Here is a 25,945-nt window from a genome sequence, read left to right on the forward strand (position 1 = left end):
ACTTCACTACCGTTACATCCGCGCGGGGCGCAAATGGGACGGTAGTGAGCGGGCTATACCGTGCGATTTGAGCGCCAGCTTAAATCTCATGGTAGAGCTTGTGGGAAAAGCCCTTCTCCGTAGCTTCACTACCGTTACATCCGCGCGGGGCGCAAATGGGACGGTAGTGAGCGGGCTATACCGTGCGATTTGAGCGCCAGCTTAAATCTCACGGTAGAGCTTGTGGGAAAAGCCCTTCTCCGCGAGATTCACTACCGTTACATCCGCGCGGGGCGCGAATGGGACGGTAGTGAACGGGCTATACCGTGCGATTTGAGCGCTAGCTTAAATCTCATGGTAGAGCTTATGGGAAAAGCCCTTCTCCGTAACTTCACTACCGTTACATCCGCGCGGGGCGCAAATGGGACGGTAGTGAGGTCGCTATAGGGAAAGTTTCATCCAAAAACAACAAAGCCTCCACAAGGGAGGCTTTAACCGCTTTATTGAAAAAGGATTGTTATGCTGGTAGCTCAACACCTGCTAGGTCAGCGTCCTGAGGAATCTTCTTCATCTCGCCTGCAATGATTTCTGCAAGTGGGCCAAGAATGATTTGAACGTTGTTAGAGCCTAGCTTAACCACACCCATAGCGCCCAAGTCTTTTAGAACTTTTTCGCTAATCACGCTTGAATCTTTGAGCGTTAGGCGTAGTCGAGTGATACAAGCGTCGATGTTGGTTACGTTGTCGTGACCACCTATCGCTTTAAGGTACTGCTTAGCAAGTTCAGCAGAGTTGCTTGAGCCAGCAACTTCATTAGTAGACGCTTCTTCATCTTCACGACCTGGTGTTTTAAGACCAAACTTAATGATAGCTGTGCGGAAGATGACGTAGTAAAGACCGAAGAACACGAAGCCTTGAACAATCAGCATGTACCATTTGTTTGCAAGTGGGTTTTTCGCCGAAAGAGCCATATCCACCAGACCGGCAGAGAAACCAAAGCCTGCTGTCCAGTTCATCATGTCTGCAAAGAACAGTGAGAAACCAGTAAGTGCTGCGTGCAAAACAAATAGTAATGGTGCTAGGAACATGAATGAGAATTCTAGAGGCTCCGTTACACCGGTGAAGAATGACGCAAAGCCAGCCGCAATCATGATAGATGCTACTTTAGCTTTGTTTTCTGGTTTTGCGGTGTGGTACATAGCAAGAGCCGCACCAGGAAGACCAAACATCATTACAGGGAAGAAGCCTGCCATGTAACGGCCTGTTTCGCCTACAACGCCTACACCTGTTTCGATTGCATTTGGTGTCCACCAGTTGCCAAGGTCGTTAATGCCAGCCATGTCGAACCAGAACACAGAGTTTAGTGCGTGGTGAAGACCCACTGGGATCAGTAGACGGTTAAAGAAGCCATATAAACCAGAACCTACTTCACCTAAGCCTACAATGCTTTCGCCAAAGTGAATCAGACCAGAGAAGATCATTGGCCATAGGTACATAAGAACAAATGACAGCACGATACCTGCAAAAGAGGTTAGGATAGGAACAAGTCGCTTCCCTGAGAAGAACGCAAGTGCCGTTGGCAACTCTACTTGGTAGTAGCGGTTATAAAGCTCAGCCGCAACAATACCTGAAAGAATACCGATAAACTGGTTGTTCACTTTTGCAAATGCTAGCTTGCTTTCTGGGTCGTCAACCATAACAAGGCCGATTTGTTCCACAGCACCAGGGCTGAGTAGCGTAGTGATAACCGTGAAGCAGACAAAACCGGCAAGCGCGGCCGCACCGTCTTTATCTTTAGACATACCGTAAGCCACACCAATGGCAAACAGAAGTGACATGTTGTCTATAATGGCTGAACCTGCTTTGATTAGGAAGGCGGCTAATGCGCTATTGCCCCCCCAACCGGTTGGGTCAATCCAATAACCGATACCCATGAGTATCGCCGCTGCGGGTAGTGTGGCTACAGGCACCATTAGCGCCTTACCTACCTTTTGAAAGTATCCTAGAATGTTCACCGTGTGTTCCCCCCTATAGGAATTTATAATTCTTTCGTCGAGACTTAATTCGCCTCTACAATTTAGTCCTGTTCAGTGTAAGACTATAAATTCGCATCGCAAATTAAATCCCCCAAAATTGTGACAATTATCGCTCAAAACCGCTCTATGGGCGTAGAAATGTTAGCCAGATCATAAAACTTATTTTATAATGCAAATTAACGAGCAATTTGCTTTATGATGAACGCAATAGAGTAACGTTTATTGGACCAAGCATAGACGTTCAGAATTGATTCGTCACGGTTGCCTGTAGCCTTTATGGCCTCACAATAACGCGCTTTCTTTACTCACTAAATGAAGTGAGCAATTTATAGGCTAGAATCAATAATTCCAGGCAGTGACAACCTAATTACCGATGACACGCACTCCTTTTGAGTGTTAGATTGATTAAAATTTTTGGAGTGGCTCATGTACGCACTGACTAACTGCATTATCTATACTGGCCGAGACGTTCTTAGGCAACACGCTGTGCTAATCAACAATGAACGTATTGACGCTATCGTCTCAGTGGATGAACTGCCATCAACCGTCGAACAAATCGATCTTGGTGGTGCGAATCTCACTGCCGGTTTTATCGATTTGCAACTAAACGGTTGTGGCGGAGTCATGCTGAATGACGAAATCAGCGCCCACACGATGAAAGTCATGCATGACACCAACTTAAAATCGGGCTGTACTAGTTTTCTTCCAACACTGATCACCTCGTCGGATACCGATATGCAAACCGCCATTGAAGCGGCTAAGCAGTTTCATTCCAAGTATCGTAATCAGTCACTAGGATTGCACCTCGAAGGACCGTACTTGAATGTCGCCAAAAAAGGCATTCACCAAGAAGACCATATTCGACCTTCCGACAACGACATGATTGACCTAATCTGCCAAAACAGTGATGTTATTTCAAAAGTGACGATGGCTCCAGAGCACAACGATCCCGCGCATATCCAAAAACTGAAGCAAGCGGGTATTGTCGTTTCTATTGGGCACAGTAACGCCACCTATCAGCAGGCCGTCGAGAGCTTTGACAACGGCATTACATTTGCCACTCACCTTTTCAATGCAATGACCCCAATGACAGGGCGTGAACCTGGGATTGTAGGAGCGATATTCGACTCTCCAGAGGTTTATACAGGGATCATCGTTGACGGGTTCCATGTAGACTACGCCAATGTTCGCCTAGCACATAAACTGAAAGGAAATAAGCTGGTATTAGTGACCGACGCCACAGCTCCAGCAGGCGCAGAGATGGATCACTTTATTTTTGTAGGGAAGAAAGTATATTACCGTGATGGAAAATGTGTGGGTGAAGATGGTACATTAGGTGGTTCGGCACTTACCATGATTGAAGCTGTACAAAACAGCGTCGAACATGCGGGTATCGCCCTTGATGAAGCGCTACGAATGGCCTCTCTCTACCCAGCACAAGCAATCGGCATGGATCACTCGCTAGGGCGCATTCGCTCTGGCCATGTGGCAAACTTAGCCATCTTTGATGCGCAGTTCAACGTTACCGCAACTGTCGTCAATGGAGAATACCACAAAGGATAATTATGATTGGCGGTCAAATTGGCAACGTAGACTTAGTAAAACAGATAAATGGTGCCGCAGTTTATAGGCTCATTGATCAACAAGGTCCCATTTCGCGTATTCAAGTCGCCGAAGTCAGTCAACTCGCTCCAGCAAGCGTGACCAAAATTACTCGCCAACTGCTCGAAAAGGGGTTGATAAAAGAAGTAGCGCAGCAGGCGTCTACAGGAGGCCGACGTGCTATTTCTCTCACTACCGAAGTCAACCCATTCCATTGTATTTGCATCAGTGTCGGTCGAGATTCGATCCACACCAGTCTGATTAACCTGGGTGGTGAAGTCTTGGTGCAGAAAGACCAAAGCTTTAGTTACCGAGATCAAGAGCAGCTAAAATCGCAACTGATTAACCATATTCGACTGTTTATCGCTCAGCAACAATCCAAGATTGAGCAATTAGTGGCCATCGGCATTACTGTTCCTGGGCTGGTTGACCCTGAAAAAGGCGTGATTCACTACATGCCCAATACCGATATTGCTAACTATCCTATTGGCAGTTTAATCTCCGAAGAGTTTAATCTCCCTTGTTATATCGGTAACGAAGTGCGTGGCATGGCACTTGCTGAACATTACTTTGGCTCAACCAAAGACTGCTTAGACTCCATTTTCATTCGCGTACATAACGGGACTGGTTCAGGGATTATTGTCGGTGGACAAGTCTTTTTAGGCAGTAATCGAAATGTGGGTGAAATTGGCCATATCCAAGTCGATCCACTGGGCGAACAGTGCCAGTGTGGCAACTTTGGCTGCCTAGAAACTATCGCATCCAATCCATCAATTCTTAATAGGATCCAAGCTAGAATCTCACAAGGCTACGCATCCAGCCTGTCGACGTTATCTCCAATGACGATTGAGGATGTCTGCCAACACGCCTTGCAAGGTGATGAGTTGGCGCGTCAAAGCTTGGTTCAAGTGGGTGATCAGTTAGGCAAAGCGGTCGCTATCATGATCAACTTGTTTAACCCACAAAAAGTCGTGTTGGCCGGCGAAATTACCGAAGCCAAAGAACTACTCTTTCCTGCGATTGCACGCAATGTTCAAAGCCAATCTCTAAGCAGCTTTAATCAAGGGTTGCCTATCGAAGCGTCAACATTAAGCGATAAACACACCTACGCTGCGTTCGCTATTATTAAACGAGCAATGCTCAATGGCAGCTTGTTACAAAAAATCCTTGAAGATTAGCCTATTTCTCACTTACTGTAGCCCTCAAGGATAACTAGGGCTACTAAACGCAACGTCGTTTGCCTTCCACATAAGAAATACGGTCTAAAATGGAATTACTGTTTGTCACCTTCGCGTTTATCTCTGGACTGGTTGCTCAGAAATTAAAACTTCCACCTTTGGTGGGCTTTCTAGCTGCGGGCTTCATTCTTAGTATCAATGGCTTTGAAAGTAACGAATTGTTGGTGACGCTCGCAGACCTAGGGGTAACACTGCTGCTGTTTACCATTGGTCTAAAGCTCAATGTTCGCACCTTAACAAGAAAAGAGATCTGGCTAGGCTCAACCCTCCATAACCTTGCGGCCACGTTAGTGTTTGTTTTAGCACTCGGGGTTTTTAAGTTACTGGGCATCTCCTCGTTGGCTGATTTAGGCATTAATCAACTGATATTACTTGGTTTTGCACTCTCATTTTCCAGTACCGTGTTTGCGATTAAAGCGTTACAAGATAACGGTGAAATGAACGCCACATATGGCACCATGGCAATTGGTATCTTGATCATGCAAGATATTTTTGCGGTGGTTTTTCTCACTGCATCGACGGGCAAGTTCCCAGAGTGGTATGCCATTTTCCTATTCGCGCTGCCCTTTGTACGCCCAGTGTTATATCGCTTGCTCGACTCCGTAGGTCACGGCGAAATGCTGGTATTGTTTGGTATGGTGGCTGCACTGGTTTTCGGCGCTGCGCTGTTTGAACTGGTGGGCATGAAAGGCGATTTAGGCGCATTGGTAATGGGTATGCTGCTGGCGGGACACAGTAAAGCGTCCGAGCTATCCAAAACGTTGTTTAACCTTAAAGAATTGTTCCTCGTCTGCTTTTTCCTCAACATCGGTTTGTCAGAACAACCTACCACGACTGGGTTTATGCTGGCCATAGTATTCATGTTGCTATTGCCACTAAAGGGCATTTTATACTTCCTTATTATCAACGGATTTAAGTTCCGTGCTCGAACCTCTTTTTTAGCCTCACTGACGCTATTTAACTACTCTGAATTTGGGCTCATTGTCGGCGGTTTGGCCTACAAAATGGGTTGGATGTCTGGCGAGATTTTAGTGGGCTTGGCAATCGCCGTCGCGCTATCGTTTGTGGTCTCGGCACCGCTCAATCGATTTGGTCATGCCTTATATCGCCGCAGTTCCAAGTGGCTTCGAGAGCATGCTGAAGACAAGCTGCATCATCAAGATCGTCCCATTCGACCAGGCAGCGCTCAAGTGCTTATCTTAGGAATGGGTCGAGTGGGTACTGGTGCCTATGATGAACTGACTAGCCGTCATGGTCCTATCTGTATGGGCGTAGAAATGCGTGAAGAGACCGCAGACCATCATCAGCGCCACAACCGAAACGTGATCACTGGCGATGCGACCGACTCCGATTTTTGGGAACGCATCCTCGACACCGGTAAAGTGCAAATGGTGTTGCTTGCTATGCCGCATAACAAAGGTAACCAGATCGCACTCGATCAACTTCGCAGCCGCAACTACCAAGGTAAAATCGCTGCAATAGCCGAGTATCAAGATCAGGTCGACGGATTTATTGAGCAGGGTGTTGACGCGGCATTTGATATTTATCGCGAAGCTGGCAGCGGTTTTGCAAAACACGTCTGCGAGCAGCTTACCCCACACTTTGAGCCGCCACCGCGACCATAATAGCGACCAGAAACAGAGAAATATAAGGCATCATAGCATTACTGTTATTGGTGCCTTTTTATTATGTGATGCTTTTTTCGCCATCTTTTAACGAATCATCAGTATTTGGGTGTTTAATTAGAATATATCTAATCATGTACCGATTGATTGATGTTTTTTATTGATTAGGGTTGTTTTTTTTAATCAAAATGGCAAATTAGCCCTAACAGACAAGATAATAATTAATTTTTTAAACAAGGATGAAGTTGCCCTATGTGTTCAGTATTTGGGATTTTGGATATTAAGAGTGACGCAGCTGTATTGCGTCCCGTGGCACTAGAAATGTCGAAGACACTTCGACACCGTGGTCCTGACTGGTCAGGGATCTATTCATCAGAGCGTGCCATTTTAGCGCACGAGCGTTTAGCCATCGTAGGCTTGAACAGCGGTGCTCAACCTCTATACAGCCCAGATAAGAAGCTTATCCTTGCGGTGAACGGTGAAATCTACAACCATAAAGAAATCCGTGCGCGCTACGAAGACAAATACGATTTTCAAACCGACTCTGACTGTGAAGTCATTCTAGCGCTGTATCAAGATATGGGTGAAGCGCTGCTTGAAGAGCTCAACGGTATTTTTGCGTTTATTCTTTACGATGAAGAAAAAGACACATACTTAGTTGGTCGTGACCACATCGGGATTATTCCGCTGTATCAAGGCTACGACGAACACGGTAACTACTACGTCGCGTCAGAGATGAAGGCGCTGGTGCCGGTGGTTAAAACCGTCAGCGAATTCCCTCCTGGTAGCCACTATGGATCAGGCGATGCAGAGCCTGTTCGCTACTACATCCGCGACTGGAACGAGTATGCAGCTGTTCAAGGTAACACCACCAGCAAAGAAGAACTGACTCAAGCTCTAGAAGATGCGGTTAAACGTCAGCTAATGACCGATGTTCCTTACGGGGTTTTGCTATCCGGTGGACTTGACTCGTCTATCACATCAGCAGTGGCTAAAAAGTTTGCCGCAATGCGTATCGAAGACGATGAAAAGTCGGCGGCATGGTGGCCACAGCTTCACTCCTTTGCCATCGGCCTAGAAGGTGCACCAGATCTAAAAGCGGCCCGTGAAGTTGCCGAACAGATTGGCACTGTCCACCACGAAATGACCTACACCATTCAAGAAGGTCTAGACGCCATTCGTGATGTGATTTACCACATTGAAACCTACGATGTCACCACCATTCGCGCGTCTACACCCATGTTTCTATTGGGTCGTAAGATCAAAGCAATGGGCATCAAAATGGTATTGTCTGGTGAAGGTGCTGATGAAATATTTGGCGGCTACCTATACTTCCACAAAGCGCCAAACGCACAAGAGTTCCACGAGGAAACAGTACGCAAACTGCTGGCTCTAAACATGTTTGACTGTGCACGTGCTAACAAGTCTTTGGCAGCATGGGGCGTAGAAGGCCGCGTACCATTCCTAGACAAAGAGTTTATCGACGTCGCCATGCGTCTAAACCCTGAAGATAAGATGTGTGGCAACGGTAAGATGGAGAAGCACATTTTACGTGAATGTTTCGAACACTACTTACCAGAAGCGATCGCATGGCGCCAAAAAGAGCAGTTCTCGGACGGTGTAGGCTATAGCTGGATTGATACACTTAAAGAAGTGGCGGAGCAAAAAGTGACTGACCAACAAATGGAAACCGCGCAATTTAGATTCCCATATAACACGCCAGCCACCAAAGAAGGTTACGTGTACCGTGAAATCTTTGAAGAACTCTTCCCATTGGCGTCTGCCGCAGAATGTGTCCCTGGCGGCCCTTCTGTAGCCTGTTCATCGGCTAAAGCCGTTGAGTGGGATGAGACGTTCAAAAACATGGTTGACCCATCAGGTCGCGCTGTACAGTCAGTACACAACGACTCTTACTAATAGAAAAACGAAAAGGGCCAATTAAATTGGCCCTTTTTAATGCTTGTCGTTCTGATGTCTTTGTTAGCCTTGCGACAGAGTCAAAGCTCTATGTCGCTATTTGGAACAGACAACTTCACCGGTTGACTGATCAAATTCAGCATTAGGTAGGAACGTTTCTCGCCATCTGCTTCATGATAGATCGCTTCTAGACCGCCAAACTGCCCTGAGGCTATACGCACTTTATCCCCTTTTTGAGGCAGTTCACTTTCTACTTCATCGGCATGATTCTGCTCATAGACGCGCATATCATCAATGATCTCCCATGCGACTTCTTTAGGCGTACTGCCAAAGGAAACAAATTTCGACACGCCACGAGTGGACTGAACCGTCGTAAAGCTGGGGCCTTGCTCAAAATCGAAATGAACAAACAAGTACCCAGGAAACATCGGCTCATCGAGCCGCTGCATCTTACTTCTGACAATTTTTTCCACTTGCATCATGGGTTGATAACACCCCACACCTTGCCGCTCTAGGTGAGCCACCGCTCGCTTTATTTCTCCACGTTTGCAGTAGAGAAGATACCAACGTTTCATTGAATTTCCTCGACAGCCTCCTGCACCAGCTGGGCCATCATTTTTATATGTAATGTATTATCGTTAAGGCAAGGGATGTATCTAAACTCGACCCCCCCAGCCTCAACGAAAATATCTTTACACTCCTCGGATAATTCTTCAAGGGTTTCTAAGCAATCACTTGCAAAGGCTGGCGCCATTATATCGATGCGATTTTTCCCTTTTTGCGGTAATCCTTTTAAAGTTTCATCGGTATAGGGCATTAACCAAGGCTCTCGTCCAAATCGAGACTGGTAACTCATCCCCATTTGGCTGTCATCGAGACCAAGGTGCTGTAACAGTGCATTGGTCGTAGATTCACAGTGCGTTGGGTAAGGGTCTCCGTTATCGGCAAATCGTTGTGGAATACCATGATAAGAACACAACAAATAGTCCGATTGACCGTGTTGCTGCCAGTGCTGCGTTACCGAGTCCGCGAGAGCCTCAATGTAGGCAGTATGGTCATGGTAGTCTTGAATAACCTTCAAAGTTGGCAATGAACTTGAATCTAACCTTGCGATGGCATCTGTCACGGCCGAGGTGGTGGTGTGTGAAAACTGCGGATACAACGGTAATACAATAACCTGTTCACAGCCTTGCTGCTTAAGGGACTGAAGGCCGCTTTCTATACTCGGCGTGCCGTAAGTCATTCCTACCTCAACCGGCAAAGAGAGCTGTGATGAGAGCGCTTTTGCTTGACGTTGTGTGTGTACCAGAAGCGGCGAGCCCTGCTCCATCCACACCGATTGATACAGCTTCGCCACTTTGGGGCTGCGTACTGGCAAAATCACACCGTGTAAAATGGGGCACCACAACCAGCGCGTCATATCGACGACTCGTTTATCGTGAAGAAATTGACTGAGGTATTTCCTAACGGCCTTTGGGGTTGGCGCTTCCGGTGTGCCTAGATTAACGAGTAACACGCCGAGTTGCGTCGAGCTCTTGTCCATGTATTTGATTCCTGCAGAGACTGAATGACTGTTTGAGTTTGTACGCCAAGTACTTGAAAATAGATTAAAAAAAGGGCAGCGAAATTCGCTGCCCTTACTATATCAAATTTTCGCTGTCGGCTCGATTAGCCTAGTGCTTTTTCGATATCTGCACTCACGTCAGACACTTGCTTAGTACCGTCAAATTTCAAGTACTTAGTGTTGCCTGCTTCTGCTTCTTTACCGTAGTAAGAGATGAGAGGTGCCGTTTGATTGTGATATACGCCAAGGCGAGCACGTACGGTCTCTTCTTTATCGTCTTCACGGATCACTAGGTCTTCGCCTGTTACATCGTCTTTGCCTTCCACTTTAGGTGGGTTGTACACCAAGTGGTAAGTACGGCCAGACGCAATATGTGCACGACGACCCGCCATACGCTCTACAATCACATCGTCTGCAACGTCAAATTCGATCACGTAATCTACTTCTACACCGAGCTCTTTAAGGCCGTCGGCTTGAGGAATAGTGCGTGGGAATCCGTCTAGTAAAAACCCTTTTTCGCAGTCATCTTGAGCGATGCGCTCTTTGATCAGACCAAGAATGATCTCGTCAGAAACCAATTGGCCTGCATCAATAACAGCTTTGGCTTGCTTACCCATCTCGGTGCCGGCTTTGATTGCAGCACGAAGCATGTCACCAGTCGAGATTTGTGGGATGCCATACTTTTCCATAATGAATTGAGCTTGGGTACCTTTACCAGCACCAGGAGCACCTAAAAGAATGATGCGCATGATAATTCCTCTTGATTTTTAGTCATACCGAAGCTCTCTTCGCCCGAATGGCATGGAGAGATTCGGTATAAGTTTACAATGTTGTGGGAAACTACAAAGCCCAGAAGTCTATCATAAATTCTGGGCTTTGCGGGGCTATTAGACTAAAGATAGGTCTACTATCTACTATTTCACCAACAGTGAATTGATCGCAGTCACAAATGAGGTTGGATCTTCCATTGAACCGCGCTCAGCCAACATAGCTTGACCTAGCAGAACTTCAACCCAACGACCAAATGCTTCTTCGTCGGCTTCATCGGCCATGCGTTGAACCATGTCATGCTCTGGATTGATTTCAAGAATATAGTTAACCGCAGGCGCTTCTTGACCAGCCGCTTCTAGAAGCTTAGCCATCTGTGTGCCCATCTCGAAATCATCAGTAACAACAACCGCTGGAGTTGTCGCGAGCTTAAAGGTAGTACGTACTTCTTTGACGCGATCGCCAAGGTAGGTTTTGGTGCGCTCGACTACCGATTTAAACTCTTCTTCGGTCTCTTTTTGTTTTTCTTTCTCTGCTTCATCTTCGAATTGGCTCAGATCAAGACCCGATTTAGTGATCGACTGGAACTGCTTACCGTCAAACTCTGTCAGGTAGTTCATCAACCACTCATCAATGCGGTCATACATCAACACCACTTCAATACCTTTCGCTTTAAATTGCTCTAGGTGTGGGCTGTTCTTAGCCGCTGCGTAGCTGTCCGCGGTTAAGTAGTAAATTTTGTCTTGGCCTTCTTTCATACGCTCAACGTACTTCGCCAGCGACACGGTTTGATCCGCAGAGTCAACCTCAGTTGATGCAAAACGCATAAGACCTGCAATTTTCTCTTTATTTGCCATGTCTTCTGCTGGTCCCTCTTTCATGACCAAGCCAAACTCTTTCCAGAACGAGATGTACTTCTCTTCGTCATTTTTGGCCATGCGTTCAAGTAAGGTCAATACACGTTTTGTGCAGGCACTGCGAAGAGACTGAGTCACCTTATTGTCTTGCAGAATTTCACGAGAGACGTTTAGCGGCAAATCGTTAGAGTCAATTAAGCCTTTAACAAAACGCAGGTATGACGGCATAAACTGCTCAGCGTCATCCATAATAAACACGCGTTGAACGTACAATTTCAAACCACTCTTGTGATCACGATTCATCATGTCCCAAGGCGCTTTCGAAGGAATGTAAAGCAGACTGGTATAGTCATTTTTACCTTCTACACGGTTATGACTCCACACCAGCGGATCGGCAAAGTCGTGCGAAACATGCTTGTAGAATTCTTGGTATTCTTCTTCGCTGATGTCCGATTTATTGCGAGTCCAAAGGGCTTGAGCTTTGTTGATTTGCTGCCATTCAGTTTCGTCGGTTTCGTTCCCTTCCTCATCACGCTTCTTGGTTAGAATAGACACTGGAATGCCGATGTGATCAGAGTATTTGCTGATCACTTCACGCAAACGCCACTCTGCCAAAAACTCTTTGCCGTCTTCACGCATGTGCAGCACGATGTCAGTACCACGAGTTTCTTTTGAAATATTTTCTATGGTGTACTCGCCTTCACCGCTCGAGTGCCATTGAACCGCTTGGTCCGCATCAAGGCCGGCTGCACGAGTGCGAACGGTTACCGCGTCAGCAACAATAAATGCCGAATAAAAACCTACGCCAAACTGGCCAATCAGTTGTGAGTCTTTGCTCTCTTCGCTAGATAACTTTTGAAAGAAATCTGCGGTACCCGACTTAGCGATTGTCCCAAGGTGCTCAATCACATCCTCGCGGCTCATACCAATACCATTATCAGAAATGGTTAGCGTGTCATTGGTTTCGTCAAAAGTTAACTTAACGCCAAGATCAGCATCGCCTGCATACAGTTCAGGGTTAGACAGCGCTTTGAAACGTAGCTTATCCGACGCATCCGAAGCATTCGAAATCAACTCACGTAAAAAAATCTCTTTATTTGAATACAAAGAGTGGATCATAAGATGAAGAAGCTGTTTTACTTCTGACTGGAAACCACGTGTTTCCTTAGCTTGAGATACCGTGTCGCTCATATTGACTCCATTAGTGTTACTCATATGTCGTAAGAAAGAATCGCCCTTCTAACGGCAATTAAACTCATTCTGTTGACGATGAAATATGGGTTCCCAAAACAAATTCAAGGTAAGAGGCGACAAAAAAGATGTATTTTTGACAAAAATTTATTATATTTACGCAGCTTATCTAAGCTAAAAAAAGATAGCTCACGTTTTTAGAAGGATTAAAATGTGATTCCAAGGAGAGATTGACGCTAATAACGAAGACGAGATAATGAGCAATATTGGCACTAAGTTTATACTTGCACAAACCTACACCTTCGATCCAAACAGCAATTCTCTGACTCCACTCGATAATGAAAACGAAATCATTCGACTTGGTAGTAATGAAAGCCGCATTCTCCTAATGCTTTCTGAACGCCCTAATGAAGTGATCACTCGTGACGAGTTGCATGAGTTTGTCTGGCGCGATCAAGGTTTTCAAGTCGATGACTCCAGCTTGACCCAAGCTATTTCTACGTTAAGAAAACAATTAAACGACTCAACCAAATCCCCTCAGTTCGTTAAAACTGTGCCAAAGCGCGGTTATCAATTGATCTCAAGTGTTGAGGCTAAAAGTACTGAAGACATCGCTGAGCCGATTATTGCTGAATCTGCAGCAGCGACACAAAACGCTCCAGCAACAGAACCCCAAACCAATCAAAGCACTGCAAAAGCACCCTCTTTTTGGTCAAAAATGGACACCGCAACCAAAGTCATTTTGCTGGTTGCACTTCTGCTGCCGTTTGGCGGATTGTTCACTCCCAACTCGACACCTTCACAGTTTAGAGAAGTGGTAGTAGTCGATTCAGTTCCAGTTAAGACAACTATGGGCCATCCAAGTTTGGATACTTGGATCCCGAGCATCGAGCTTTGTGTTAGCGCTTACCTTGAGAGCTACACCGACAATGAACAAGACGCTATAGAAGTGTATGCAACCGCAGGTCAAAATGGACAGCTTTACCTTAGTTACATTCATCCACCAGAATTCACGTCAGAAAACAGCACGGTTCGTCTGATTGCTGAACAATCTGATTTGAAGAATATTTGTAACTAAAGGGCATACTCATGAATAAACGCGTAGCACTCATCATTCTATTTGCGTCGGCGATCATTAGTAGCTGGATCTACTGGGGAAGTGACGTAAAGGTGGAGCAAGTACTCACATCACGTGAATGGCAGACTCACCTAATTACCCATATCCATGCTGACCTCTCCGAGACCGAGCTTGGTCAATTGAGTAAAGTAAGCATCAACTCCAACGTCAAATACTTACCGACTGGGCAGTACTTGCGTGTATCGCGAATGGAGTTAATGAACGAGGAGTCTGAACAACCGACCATCATCGAAATTTCAGAGTCCGGGTTATGGCAACTGTCTGACAACTATTTATTGGTCGACCCGCAGGACTTTAAAGATTCGTCCAGTGTCGATAATCGCCAGTTTACCGATAAACAATTAACATTGATTAAACAGATCTTTGTTACTGACGCGGAGCAAAGCCGTCGAGTTGATATCATCAGCGACAACGCAATCTTGTTGACTAGCCTAGGTCACGGCTCCCAAGTTCTGGTATCAAACTAGACCTTTACTGTCCGACCAGTCAACCTCAAAACACTATACCCACTGCCACCATTTGGTTGCAGTGGGTATTTTTTTTATATTGATAGAGTCGCGATGATTTGTTGCGACTCGAGGGTTTTCACTTCAATAACACCGTCTTTCCATGTGGCGAAACTTGCTTCATGCCCACCTTTAGGTATGGTCACTGACCCCGGGTTGACGACGATAATATCCCCTTCCCACTGGGCTTGAGGCAAATGCGTGTGGCCGTGCACCATAATGTCGCCCTGTTTTAATACAGACGCTTTGTCCTTGTTGTATAAATGCCCGTGAGTGAGGAACACTCGCTGCCCAGAAGGCAGTGGCAACCAGTTAAAATCATTCATGATTGGAAACTCAAGCAGCATCTGATCCACTTCGCTGTCGCAGTTACCACGAACTGCGATGATGGAACCTTTATATTGGTTTAGCAGCTCGGCAACCTTTGTCGGGTTGTAAAAAGTAGGAACAGGGTTTCGTGGGCCATGGTTAATTAAATCACCCAGTAATATCAGGTGATTGGCATCACTTTGTTCAAATCGCTCTAAGGTTAGTTGGGTGGCTCGCTCGCAGCCGTGTATGTCGGAGGCAATAAATAGATTCATGGAAAGTCCCTTGTTACTTTGGGTTAATTCTATCATGTAAATGCTCAACGTAACCTTCACCGCTACAACCCGAGACACATTTTTGGGGGCGATAGTATGAGCCTATTGCCCTACGTTAGTATCTTTCTTTACGCCTTACAAAGCTAAACCGGCATTTCCATATTCTCGGCTTGTGCGCCGCATTCTCTGCATGAGCAGACAATCCAGGCCCATGCTGCCCCCCAGCTAAAACGCTGGTAGCTGCGACGACGCCGATAGGTCTAACTGCGTTCTAAAAGCAACGTCCTCTAGGCTGGAGGGTTTGATCTACGAGTGTACAAACTACCGAATATCGATCATGCCGTTGATCACGATATTGTTATAGCTCACCATCCCTATGATCTGGCCATTTTCGACCACCGGGGCGCGGCTGATCCCAAAACGCTCAAACAGTCTGGCACAGTATTTAACGTTCATTTCTGGATCGACACTCAAAGCGGGTTTGGTCATGATCTCGTAGATATTAGTCCGGTGCTGTGAACGATTCTGGGCCAGCACCTTTTTGGCAATATCATTCATCAAAACTAAGCCATATTCATCATCGGCATGGCGTTTATCCACCACCAGAGCTTTTACCACGTGCTCTCTGGCCAATCGAATACCCTCATCAACAGTGACCAACCCATCTACAACCACATAGGTATTGGCCATCACATCTCTGACTCGTACCAATTTATGTCCGGTCATAGTTCATCCTCCACTACTTTGGTTAACGTTTCTACTTGGTGCGCGACACCAACCGCATCTTCAATATCTATTTGAATAGCTATGCCTTGCCCAGATTGCTGGTCAAACTCACCCGCCTCACAGATCGTCTCCAATATGTGCCTGGCAAGGTGCTCTTCAACCATAAATAGGATCACATCTTTCTGAACTTCTAACGTAAGTCCAAAAAAGGTGGTTTTCTGGTTAAGTCCTTCGCCGCGAGCGTTATTGATGACAGTCGCGCCTGTTGCACCAGCTTCTCTGGCCGCGGTGAGAACTGCATCTGATTTTGCGTCTTCGACAAAAGCGACAATCAATTTAAATCTCATGATTTAGCATCCTTGTGCTGTTGATTACGGGCATTGAGCCATTGGGTAATTTGCGCGTAAGCCATCACCGAAATAATCGGGAACAAACTTGCAAACGCAATCAGTCCAAAGCCATCTATCATTGGGTTTCTACCGGGTACGGTCGTTGATAACCCTAGTCCCAGAGCCGTAACCAGTGGAACGGTTACTGTTGATGTAGTAACACCGCCTGAATCATAAGCAAGCGGTATAATAATTTTGGGGGCAAAGTAGGTTTGGATAACCACCAGCACATAACCAGCAATAATATAATAGTGAATCGGATCACCAACCACGATGCGATAGCACCCTAAGGTGATGCCAACCGCGACTCCAATTGCAACGGCAAAACGTAATCCATTGACGCTGATACTCCCACCAGAAACTTGATTCGCTTTAATGGCTACTGCAATCAGAGACGGCTCTGCGATGGTGGTACTTAAACCGATACAAAAGGCAAAGAGGTAGACCCAGTAATAGTCTTCCCAACCCAAATGAACCTCACCACCAAGCTTAAACTGTTGCAAAAAAGCCGGCTCTGTCAATTGCAGTGCCATGGTTTCGCCAAGTGGGAATAGCGCCATTTCTAACCCCATTAAGAACAGCGCCAAACCAACAATCACATAGACAAAACCCAAAACTACTTTTGATAAGTGAACGACAGGCTGCCTTAACACCGCCAACTGAAATCCAAAAAGAATGGTGACAATGGGGATAACATCCAAAATGGTCGAATACAACGTGGTCAAAAAGGTCTGAATCATCCGGCCACCCACATTCCATAAAGCATCACAAACATAATAGGCAGCAAAGAAGCAAACGCGATCAACCCAAATCCATCTATCATCGGGTTTCGCCCTTTGATCGATGACGCCAGTCCAACACCTAGTGCGGTGACCAAAGGCACAGTAATGGTCGATGTAGTCACCCCCCCAGAATCATAGGCAACCCCAATTATAGATTCTGGTGCAAAGGCCGTGAGCACCACAATAATTGCGTAACCACCAATAATAATGACATGTATTGGCCAGCCCTTAAGAATGCGTACCACCCCTAAAACTATGGCAACCCCTACCGATAGAGCAACAGAAAGCCTAAGACCCAGTGCATAGTCTTTCATACTGTCGAGACTATTAGTGATCATGCCCCCTTCCGCTGCAACTGCTGCGGCTTCGTAGGCAACGGCCGTCAGCGCAGGCTCTGCGATAGTGGTTCCAAACCCCAAACAAAAGGCAAATAAGACCAACCAAAAGACGCTCCCCTTGCGTGCAAAAGCTTGCGCCATCGATTCACCAATGGGGAATAAACCCATTTCCAGACCAAACACAAACAGTGTTAGTCCAAATACGACTAAAGCAAGGCCAATAAGAATGGAATGAAAATTGGGAAGCGGTTGGTCAAGCACTAAGAATTGAAATGCAGCAATCACTAGGATAATAGGCAGCAGGTCGCGCAAGCTCGCGAGCAAGGAGTGAAAAAGTGCTCGAAGTGGTTCCATCCAACCTCCTAAACTTTTATCAAAGGCAAACGTCGATCGCCCATAACCTTAATTTTAGTGTGCCTTAAACACACGCACAATGGGACTCACCTTTAGTCGAATAGAGTAAAAAGTGTGAGCTGAAAAGTATTACATTTCACACTCTTAACATTCAATTCTATTAAATTCGGTCGCTTTACGGTGTGCTTACGTAGCAATTACTATACTTAAATTAAACGGCTACACATTGAGGAGATTCAACATGGTACTGTTAGTCACTGGTGGAACCGGCTTTATCGGCCGTGAACTGCTAAAATCGATGCGTGCCAACAGTATTATATTGCTCACTCGCGATCCCGAGCAGGCAAAGCAAACCCTACAGCACGTCGACCATGGACAAATCGACTACATCACCAGTTTGGATACCTTGACCAACCTAAATCACGTCGATGCGGTGATCAATTTAGCTGGAGAGCCGATTGCTAACAAGCGATGGACTCGCGCTCAGAAGAAACTCATCTGCGATAGTCGTTGGACCGTCACTCAACATCTTGTAGATTTAATCGAGGCAAGCGAAGCGCCACCACACACATTTATTAGTGGCTCTGCCGTCGGATATTATGGTGATCAACAAACGCACTCTTTGGATGAATCCTTTAATCAAACCGACTCATTAAAAAATCAATTTTCTCACCAAGTGTGCCAGCGATGGGAAGATATTGCGATGCAAGCTCACAGCCAAAAAACCCGTGTATGTGTGGTCCGCACAGGCGTTGTCTTGGGCAAAGATGGCGGCGCACTGCCCAAAATGAGTCTGCCATTTAAGTTAGGTGTGGGCGGTAAGATTGGACATGGTCAGCAATTTTTGCCCTGGATCCATCTTCACGACATGGTTCAAGGGATACTATTTTTGCTCGACACGCCAAGTGCGCAAGGCGCTTTTAATTTTAACGCGCCTCACCCCGTAACCAATGCTGAATTCAGCCAGCACTTGGCACGTCGCTTACGCCGCCCAAATCTGTTTTTTGTCCCCGCTTGGGCAATGAAGGTTATTATGGGTGAGTCTTCAGCGCTAGTGTTAGACAGCTGCTGTTCACGCCCTAAAAAACTAACCGAACTTGGCTTTAACTTTACTTACTCTCGCTTAGAGCCAGCATTAAAACAGATCTATTCGCTTTAACGTCCCACTCATTTGCCTCTAATCACCCTGCGTCAAAAAAAGTGCACTTTATTGCAAAATGTAATATAGGCGTCACATAGGCAAGGCATAATTCCCGGACTATATGGTTATTTAGAGTTATCACATGAGTTTAAACCAACTAAATTGGTTGGGTGTCTGTGTAACGCTGATGGTGTTGATCTTGTTATAAAGCTTGAGCACCGTCTGTGTACTCAGCTCCCTTCCATTGCAGTACTTAAACAAGTTTTGAAGCCTTCTCGGCTAAATACTTCTGGTGTCGCTTTTTTTAAGTTAAAGACTTGAAAATCTGCTATCTGACAAGATATTAGTAGCATCTCATACGCTGTTTAGGATCCAACATGCAATCGCCTTATATTACTGCCATTGACACCACCAACATTCAACAAGTCATTGAGATGTCAATGCAAACTCCGGTACTGATCCATTTCTGGGCTTCTATGAGCCAAGAGAGCGTAGATCTGCTGACACCACTCAATCAGTTAGTGAATGAGTATCAAGGGGCATTCCATCTCGCCACCCTAGACTGTGAAAAAGAACAAGCGATCGCTGGGCAGTTTGGTGTGCAAGCACTGCCTACACTTGCGCTATTTGTGAATGGCCAGCCTGTCGATGGAATGGGGGGGCCCCAGCCTATTGAAGCCATCAAACAGATGTTAGCCAAACACCTACCAAGCAAAGATGAACTTGCGCTTAAAGAAGCACTCACGCTTATGACCTCGGGCGAACACGCTAAAGCGTTGACCGTCATGCAATCTTTGGATGCCGAACTGCAACAAAAAGGCGAAGTGAAAGTAGCAATGACAGAATGCTTGATAGAGACTCAACAAATCGAACAAGCAAAAGCGCTGCTAGAAACCGTCCCAATGCAGTTCCATGACAATCACTATAAAGGCTTACAAGCGAAGCTCGAACTGTTCGAACAAGCGGCGAACAGCCCAGAACTACAAGCACTTGAACAGCAGCAACAAGCAACGCCTGATGATCTTGCCTTGTGTATTGAGCTTGCCGCGCAATATCATCAAGTGAATAGAAGTGAAGACGCGCTTGAGCTACTTTGGCAAGTTTTGGTGAAAGATTTGGGTGCTCACGACGGCGAAATTAAAAAGTCGTTCATGGATATTATGTCAGCACTTGGGCAAGAGAGTAGTGTGGCGAAAGCGTATCGAAGAAAGCTATATTCCATCCTATACTAAAGCGTAACCTTGCTCGCAAATCTCACAACTATAGGCTGATTTTCAGCCTATTTTCGTTTTTAAGATCATAAAGTTAGCGAGCATTTGCTATAGTAAGATCAATTTAACTTAGCGAGGAAAAACCATGGGCTTGGATGCACTCATTGCCATTGGCGTATTTATATTTGTGGTCGTGGCATTTTTAGCGGCCGGCATTAAAACCGTACCACAAGGATACAATTGGACGGTGGAGCGTTTTGGACGTTATACCCAAACCTTGCACCCAGGCCTAAACTTGATCGTGCCTTTTATCGACAAGGTGGGGAATAAGATCAATATGATGGAACGTGTGCTAGACATTCCTGCACAAGAAGTCATCTCTAAAGATAACGCTAACGTCGTAATTGACGCAGTCTGTTTTGTGCAAGTGATCGATGCACCTAAAGCGGCGTACGAAGTAACGGAATTGGAACATGCAATCCGTAACCTAACGCTCACCAACTTCCGTACAGTGTTAGGCTCAATGGAACTGGATGAAATGCTCAGCCAGCGCGACTCAATCAATACTCGTCTGCTCTCTATTGTCGACGAAGCAACTAACCCTTGGGGCGTTAAAGTCACGCGTATTGAAATCAAAGATGTTCAGCCGCCGGCAGATCTGACTGCCGCGATGAACGCGCAAATGAAAGCCGAGCGTAATAAGCGTGCCGAAGTATTAGAAGCTGAAGGTGTTCGTCAGGCCGAAATTTTAAAAGCCGAAGGTCACAAGCAATCTGAAATTCTCCGCGCAGAGGGTGAAAAACAAGCGGCTATTTTGCAGGCCGAAGCGCGTGAGAGACAAGCTGAAGCAGAAGCGAAAGCGACGAAGATGGTCTCTGAAGCCATTGCCGCAGGTGATATGCAAGCGGTCAACTACTTCATCGCGCAAGGCTATACTGATGCACTGAAGAGCATTGGGCAGGCTGAGAACGGCAAAATCATCATGTTGCCGTTGGAAGCAACCGGCCTAATGGGCTCGATTGCTGGCATCTCTGAGATGTTTCAGCAAAGCAAAACGGATAAGTAACCCGAAAGAGTTGTAAGGAGAGCGCCTATGATTACGTTACTCGAACAGATGAACCATTGGCACTGGTTAGCCTTTGGCTTGCTGCTGCTTGCGGGAGAGTTACTAGGCACGGCAGGCTACTTTCTTTGGCTGGGATTGTCTGCGCTATTAGTGGCGGCCATTCTTTTGGTATTGCCCATTGGTTGGGAAATGCAATGGGTCTGCTTTGCGGTATTTTCACTGGTCACGACGTGGCAGTGGTGGCGTTACCAGCACAACAAAGACACTCAATCCGACGCAAGACGTAACCTTAACCAGAAAGAGAAACAACTGATTGGCAAAACTACGCGTCTTACCGAGAGCGTTCAGCGAGGTCATTTTCGTCTGAGGCTGGGCGATTCGACCTGGCGCGCTAGCTGTGACCAAGATTTGGAGCAAGGCACATTGGTCAAAGTGACTGATGTAGACGGTATTACGTTGTTTGTGACCAAAGCAGAGTAAATAGTACCTAAGAGTTATTTCCTACAACAAAGAAGTCATTATATGAGCCTCGGACGTTCACTCAACTCCGAGGCTCTTTTCATAATTGAACTCAATCTTTCCTTGGAAACGGTTCATCTCTTAGCGGCTGTAACAATTCATGACTAGGCAGTTTTTCCAACAAAAAGTCCCACAACGCTTTTATTTTTGCTGAGGTTCTCATCTCTTGATGAGTGAGTAGCCACAACTCGGCCCCCAGCTCTTCTGGAAGTTTGTAGATCTCTCTTAGCGACGTGTCCATTTTCGATGGAAGTAACGCAACGCCCATCCCTACCTCCGCAAAGCCACGACCATTCTCAAGCCCACTACAAACGACTGTTTTAGTCACGTCTTTAAAGGTCTCGGCATGCCATTTACCGGCCGGGTTATTAAAGTGAGAATAGCCAATCAGCGGAAGAGCCTTTACTTCTTCGATACTCATTAATCTTCCTTGATACAATTCATCGCTGACGTATAACGACCAACTGCTTTTCCCAATACAACGTCCTATAAGGTTGTCAGGGACTTTGTGAGTTCCTCGAATGGCAATGTCCGCTTCTCTTTTCTCGATGTCTAATTCAGCGTTATCCAGAAGCATTTCAAAGCGAATTTGAGGATAAAGTGCTTGAAACTCTTTTAGGACACTTGGCAAGAATGTGTTGGTCGCATGGACGGGTGCAGTTAGTCTGATCACACCTGCTAGATCGGTTTTGTCCCCAGAAACTATCCGCTCAATTGACTCCATATTATCTGCCACTGTTTGTGCATGATGGATGATCTTTTTGCCTACATCGGTTAATTGATGCCCTTGCCGGTCACCTATAAACAATTGAGCGCCAATGTTTTTTTCAAGCGCCTGCAAACGTCGCCAAACGGTCGTGTGATTCACTTTTAACGCCTCTGCAGCCTGCTGCAGGGTACCGTGCTCAGCGACCGCCAAAACAATACGAACATCACTCCAATTCACCCACTACCTCTCATAATTCGCTCCCCCGTTATATCGCACCTCGCACGCCGAAGTATTGGAAAACTGCAAAATTGCAAAGAATCTTTGCAATTTGGTCTATATATTTGCGATAAAGCAATCAATACAATCACCATAATTCAAATTGGTGGGGAATACCATGAACAAAACGGACTACTTAATCATTGGCGGTGGGTTTGCAGGCGCAACACTCGCGCAGCGTTTGGCTAAGCAAGGCATCGATACATTGCTTGTGGATCAAAAAGACTATTTTGAAGTTACTTACGCCACGCTACGCAACGCGGCGGCACCTGATTCAATGCCCACATCCCCACGAAAGCGATACAGTGACTTTTTAAACAGTACCTTTATCCAAGCATCTGTTGAGTCAATGGCTCAAAACCATGCAGTTTTGGATAATGGTCAAACCATCGCATTTGAACACGCCGTTATTGCAACAGGTAGCCGATACCCAAGCTTGCCACTGGCTAAAAGCAACGATGCGCGCTCTAAACAAGCTCGTGAAAAAGAGTTGCAAAACATTCATGGCGAGTTAACCGCAGCCAAAGACGTTCTCATTCTTGGTGGTGGTATTGTGGGCGTCGAGCTCGCAGGTGAACTTGCTCATGCACACCCGTGTGCAAAAATCACCCTGGCGCATAATAAAAGCTCCTTGCTCGATACTATGAAGCCAAAAGCACAACAACTCGCGCATCAGCAGTTGACCGCATTAGGCGTCACGATTAAAACCAACAGCACCTATATCGCAGAAGATCGGCACTACATAGACACGACCAGCGGTGATATTGCAAAGCCTGATTTAGTGCTATCGGCTACAGGGACGATCCCCAACAGTGAGTTTATGCGCACCAATCTGTCCGCTGCACTCGATGACAAAGGCTATGTAAAAGTGAATGAGCAGTTGCAAGTAGACGGTTTTGAGCACATTTATGCTCTGGGCGATGTTGCAAACACCGGCAGCTTCAAGCTTGGCTATATCGCTGGTATGCAGGCTGAGTTTGTCGCTAAAAACATTGCCGCCCAACTCAAGAATCGCCCGTTAAAGGCTTACAAGCCTATGACAAAATTAATGGCTCTGATTCCTACTGGCCCTAAAACTGGCTTAGTACAATTACCCTTTGCGGTCACCAAGGCAAAATGGTTGGTCAATATGAAACAGAAAGACCTATTTATTGCAAAAACCTTCAGTGGGCTAGAAACTAAACCAGACGCAATAGATGGTAATGAGTTGAGCGAAGCGGTGCCGACATAGTTACTTGCTATGTTCTAATAAGAAAAGCGCCTCCCATGGAGCGTGAAAAAAGGGCTGCAGAGAATACTCGCAGCCCTTTTATTATTTCTATTTAGCCTAAATTTAGCCCTTAACTGAACTATGCATTAAATTGAGCCATCAAATCGACAAGTGCTTGCTCGTCTCGAACTTCGACGTCTAAGTCTTGAGCCTTGGCAAGCTTAGAGCCCGCGTTGGCCCCGGCAAATAAGATGTCGGTTTTCTTGGATACCGAGCCCGTTACCTTCGCCCCAAGCGCTTGTAACGCTTCTTTCGCTTCACTGCGAGTAAGCTGAGATAGGCTTCCGGTTAAGACCACCACTTTCCCGTCAAGTGGCAATTCTCCGGTTGCACCGCGCTCTTCTATCGCTGGCCAATGAATACCAGCCGCAATCAACTCTTCAATCACTTGCTGGTTTAAGGGCTGAGCAAAGAAATGAACAATGTGTTTTGCCACAATATCACCCACATCCTGCACTTCGATAAGTTGCTCGACAGAGGCGCTTTGAATCGCCTCCAAAGTGTAAAAGTGCTGAGCCAAATTGGCTGCGGTGGCTTCGCCCACTTCTCGGATCCCCAACGAATATAAAAATCGCGCTAAGGTGGTTTGCTTTGACGCGTTAAGTGCATTTACGACGTTTTGTGCCGATTTGGGTCCCATTCGATCCAGCATCGTTAATAACCCAGCCGACAAGCCAAACAGTTGCGCGGGATTTTCGATGAGCTCCCTATCCACCAACTGCTCAACAACCTTGTCACCAAGTCCATCCACATCCAGCGCTTTTCGCGACACAAAGTGCTTAATTGCTTGTTTGCGCTGCGCTTGACATACCAAGCCACCAGTGCAACGAGTGACCGCTTCACCGTCCAATCGCTCTGCTTCAGAGCCACATACAGGGCAATGAGTAGGGTACTTTATTGCTTTGGCACTGTCTGGACGTCTATCGACTACCACATTGGTGATCTGCGGAATGACATCTCCGGCACGGCGGATTATAACGGTATCACCAATCATCACACCGAGGCGCTCAATTTCATCGGCGTTATGCAGTGTGGCATTACTCACGGTAACGCCACCAACAAATACCGGCTCGAGTTTGGCTACTGGCGTGATGGCTCCCGTGCGGCCAACTTGAAACTCGACATCATTGAGTACCGTAATTTCTTCTTGTGCAGGAAATTTGAAGGCGATGGCCCAACGAGGCGCGCGTGCCACAAAGCCAAGTTGCAGCTGCAAGTCGATGTCGTCGACTTTAATCACCACACCGTCAATTTCGTAATCGAGGTTGTCGCGCTGCTCAAGAATCTGACGATGGTACGCTAATACTGCCTTCATCGAGTCGACGCGCTGAGTCAATGGGCATACTGGCATGCCCCATTTTTTGATCTGCATAAAGCGCTCGTAATGGCTGTCTGGCAGAGTCATCCCCTGCACAATGCCTACTGCATACGCATAGAAACTGAGCGGTCTAGACGCGGTGATCTTAGAATCCAATTGTCTAAGGCTGCCTGCCGCTGCGTTACGAGGATTGGCAAAGGCTTTCTCCCCTCTCGCAAGCGCCCGCTGATTCATCGCATCAAATCCCGCTTTAGGCATAAACACCTCACCACGAATTTCAATACGCTCGGGAAAGTCATCACCTTGTAACTTGAGGGGGATTGCTGCGATGGTTCGAACATTTTGGGTAATATTTTCGCCTGTTGCACCATCTCCGCGAGTCGCCGCTTGGACTAAAACGCCATTTTCATACAGCAAACTTACTGCAAGACCGTCGAGTTTTGGCTCGCAGCAAAATGCACCGACTTTAGACACTGAGGCTCTATCGAGAATGCGTTTTTCAAAACTGACTAGGTCGTCATCGCTAAAGGCATTGTCCAATGACAGCATTGGCTGCTCATGTTGAACTTGAGTAAACTTGTCGAGCGCCGCTCCCCCCACTCGTTGACTCGGCGAGTCAATGGTCACCAATTGAGGGTTTTCGGCTTCTAGCGCCAGCAATTGCTGCATTAAACGGTCATATTCCGCATCAGGGATCTCTGGTGTGTCATCCACATAATACTTTTGCGCGTGGTAATGAAGCTGCTGAGACAGCGTTTGGTGGGCGTTTTTTATTGATTCGCTCATGGTGTTCACTTTTATTCGCAGTTAAAAAAATGGCCCCAACTGGGACCACTTTAAAA

The 25,945-nt window shown here is 46.4% G+C and carries 23 protein-coding genes; 11 read left to right on the forward strand and 12 right to left on the reverse strand.

What is annotated here, in order from left to right:
• Positions 1-496: 496 nt before the first annotated feature.
• On the reverse strand, positions 497-1,993 hold the full coding sequence (gene nagE / locus ST37_RS11140) for an N-acetylglucosamine-specific PTS transporter subunit IIBC (RefSeq protein ID WP_084886236.1): 1,497 nt from the start codon (positions 1,991-1,993) through the stop codon (positions 497-499).
• 447 nt (positions 1,994-2,440) lie between these two features.
• Here nagE and nagA point away from each other — a divergent pair, with 447 nt between their 5' ends.
• The 4 genes from nagA (at position 2,441) to asnB (ending at position 8,396) form a co-directional block, all read left to right on the forward strand.
• Complete coding sequence (gene nagA, locus ST37_RS11145) at positions 2,441-3,577, forward strand: N-acetylglucosamine-6-phosphate deacetylase (protein WP_084886238.1); 1,137 nt, start codon at positions 2,441-2,443, stop codon at positions 3,575-3,577.
• Between the two features lie 2 nt (positions 3,578-3,579).
• Complete coding sequence (locus ST37_RS11150; RefSeq protein ID WP_084886240.1) at positions 3,580-4,794, forward strand: ROK family protein; 1,215 nt, start codon at positions 3,580-3,582, stop codon at positions 4,792-4,794.
• A gap of 89 nt (positions 4,795-4,883) precedes the next feature.
• Positions 4,884-6,479 carry a cation:proton antiporter family protein gene (locus ST37_RS11155; protein WP_084886242.1) on the forward strand — a complete coding sequence of 532 codons (1,596 nt, stop codon included), beginning with the start codon at positions 4,884-4,886 and terminating at the stop codon, positions 6,477-6,479.
• A 252-nt stretch (positions 6,480-6,731) separates the two neighbouring features.
• On the forward strand, positions 6,732-8,396 hold the full coding sequence (gene asnB, locus ST37_RS11160; RefSeq protein WP_084886244.1) for an asparagine synthase B: 1,665 nt from the start codon (positions 6,732-6,734) through the stop codon (positions 8,394-8,396).
• Between the two features lie 80 nt (positions 8,397-8,476).
• Here asnB and rfaH read toward each other — a convergent pair whose 3' ends face one another.
• The 4 genes from rfaH to htpG all read right to left on the reverse strand — a co-directional run bounded on the left by rfaH (position 8,477) and on the right by htpG (position 12,776).
• The gene (gene rfaH, locus ST37_RS11165; RefSeq protein WP_084886245.1) at positions 8,477-8,971 is read right to left on the reverse strand and encodes a transcription/translation regulatory transformer protein RfaH; all 495 of its coding nucleotides are present in this window, start codon (positions 8,969-8,971) and stop codon (positions 8,477-8,479) included.
• Positions 8,968-9,939, reverse strand: coding sequence for a ferrochelatase (hemH, locus tag ST37_RS11170; RefSeq protein WP_084886247.1), 972 nt, complete (start codon positions 9,937-9,939; stop codon positions 8,968-8,970). The genes rfaH and hemH overlap by 4 nt, the downstream gene beginning before the upstream one ends.
• Before the next feature lie 125 nt (positions 9,940-10,064).
• Positions 10,065-10,709: an adenylate kinase gene (gene adk / locus ST37_RS11175; protein ID WP_084886248.1), complete on the reverse strand. Its 645-nt coding sequence runs from the start codon at positions 10,707-10,709 to the stop codon at positions 10,065-10,067.
• A gap of 165 nt (positions 10,710-10,874) precedes the next feature.
• Entirely contained in the window at positions 10,875-12,776 is a 1,902-nt protein-coding gene (htpG, locus tag ST37_RS11180; RefSeq protein ID WP_084886250.1) for a molecular chaperone HtpG, read from the reverse strand.
• Positions 12,777-13,032: 256 nt separating this feature from the next.
• Between htpG and ST37_RS11185 the strand changes: the two genes are divergently transcribed.
• Together ST37_RS11185 and ST37_RS11190 are read left to right on the forward strand one after the other, a co-directional pair.
• A complete protein-coding gene (locus ST37_RS11185; RefSeq protein ID WP_084886251.1) occupies positions 13,033-13,854 on the forward strand; it encodes a transcriptional regulator in 822 nt (273 codons plus the stop codon).
• A gap of 11 nt (positions 13,855-13,865) precedes the next feature.
• Positions 13,866-14,381 carry a regulatory protein ToxS gene (locus ST37_RS11190; RefSeq protein WP_084886253.1) on the forward strand — a complete coding sequence of 172 codons (516 nt, stop codon included), beginning with the start codon at positions 13,866-13,868 and terminating at the stop codon, positions 14,379-14,381.
• Between the two features lie 74 nt (positions 14,382-14,455).
• Here the strand turns inward: ST37_RS11190 and yfcE are convergent, their stop codons facing one another.
• From yfcE to ST37_RS11215, 5 genes are all read right to left on the reverse strand, one after another.
• Positions 14,456-15,004, reverse strand: a complete 549-nt coding sequence (gene yfcE / locus ST37_RS11195; protein WP_084886255.1) for a phosphodiesterase — start codon at positions 15,002-15,004, stop codon at positions 14,456-14,458.
• A 321-nt stretch (positions 15,005-15,325) separates the two neighbouring features.
• Positions 15,326-15,730 carry a CBS domain-containing protein gene (locus ST37_RS11200; RefSeq protein ID WP_084886257.1) on the reverse strand — a complete coding sequence of 135 codons (405 nt, stop codon included), beginning with the start codon at positions 15,728-15,730 and terminating at the stop codon, positions 15,326-15,328.
• Positions 15,727-16,077, reverse strand: a complete 351-nt coding sequence (locus tag ST37_RS11205; protein ID WP_084886259.1) for a P-II family nitrogen regulator — start codon at positions 16,075-16,077, stop codon at positions 15,727-15,729. The genes ST37_RS11200 and ST37_RS11205 overlap by 4 nt, the downstream gene beginning before the upstream one ends.
• A complete protein-coding gene (locus tag ST37_RS11210) occupies positions 16,074-16,859 on the reverse strand; it encodes a DUF1538 domain-containing protein (protein WP_084886260.1) in 786 nt (261 codons plus the stop codon). The genes ST37_RS11205 and ST37_RS11210 overlap by 4 nt, the downstream gene beginning before the upstream one ends.
• Positions 16,856-17,593, reverse strand: a complete 738-nt coding sequence (locus ST37_RS11215; protein WP_084886262.1) for a DUF1538 domain-containing protein — start codon at positions 17,591-17,593, stop codon at positions 16,856-16,858. Before ST37_RS11215 ends, ST37_RS11210 begins: the two co-directional genes overlap by 4 nt.
• A gap of 241 nt (positions 17,594-17,834) precedes the next feature.
• On the opposite strand from ST37_RS11215, the gene ST37_RS11220 reads away from it, so the two are divergent.
• The 4 genes from ST37_RS11220 (at position 17,835) to ST37_RS11235 (ending at position 21,491) form a co-directional block, all read left to right on the forward strand.
• On the forward strand, positions 17,835-18,752 hold the full coding sequence (locus tag ST37_RS11220) for a TIGR01777 family oxidoreductase (protein WP_084886263.1): 918 nt from the start codon (positions 17,835-17,837) through the stop codon (positions 18,750-18,752).
• A gap of 359 nt (positions 18,753-19,111) precedes the next feature.
• Positions 19,112-19,966: a co-chaperone YbbN gene (locus ST37_RS11225; RefSeq protein ID WP_084886265.1), complete on the forward strand. Its 855-nt coding sequence runs from the start codon at positions 19,112-19,114 to the stop codon at positions 19,964-19,966.
• Positions 19,967-20,090: 124 nt separating this feature from the next.
• Positions 20,091-21,011 carry an SPFH domain-containing protein gene (locus ST37_RS11230; protein WP_084886267.1) on the forward strand — a complete coding sequence of 307 codons (921 nt, stop codon included), beginning with the start codon at positions 20,091-20,093 and terminating at the stop codon, positions 21,009-21,011.
• Between the two features lie 27 nt (positions 21,012-21,038).
• A complete protein-coding gene (locus ST37_RS11235) occupies positions 21,039-21,491 on the forward strand; it encodes an NfeD family protein (RefSeq protein WP_084886269.1) in 453 nt (150 codons plus the stop codon).
• A 91-nt stretch (positions 21,492-21,582) separates the two neighbouring features.
• Here ST37_RS11235 and ST37_RS11240 read toward each other — a convergent pair whose 3' ends face one another.
• On the reverse strand, positions 21,583-22,476 hold the full coding sequence (locus ST37_RS11240; protein WP_084886270.1) for a LysR family transcriptional regulator: 894 nt from the start codon (positions 22,474-22,476) through the stop codon (positions 21,583-21,585).
• Positions 22,477-22,633: 157 nt separating this feature from the next.
• Between ST37_RS11240 and ST37_RS11245 the strand changes: the two genes are divergently transcribed.
• Positions 22,634-23,746: an FAD-dependent oxidoreductase gene (locus ST37_RS11245; RefSeq protein WP_084886272.1), complete on the forward strand. Its 1,113-nt coding sequence runs from the start codon at positions 22,634-22,636 to the stop codon at positions 23,744-23,746.
• A gap of 118 nt (positions 23,747-23,864) precedes the next feature.
• Here the strand turns inward: ST37_RS11245 and ligA are convergent, their stop codons facing one another.
• Positions 23,865-25,889, reverse strand: coding sequence for an NAD-dependent DNA ligase LigA (gene ligA, locus ST37_RS11250; RefSeq protein WP_084886273.1), 2,025 nt, complete (start codon positions 25,887-25,889; stop codon positions 23,865-23,867).
• Positions 25,890-25,945: the final 56 nt, after the last annotated feature.

The sequence above is a fragment of the Vibrio sp. qd031 genome (assembly GCF_002100145.1).
In the GTDB taxonomy this organism is placed as follows: Bacteria; Pseudomonadota; Gammaproteobacteria; order Enterobacterales; family Vibrionaceae; genus Vibrio.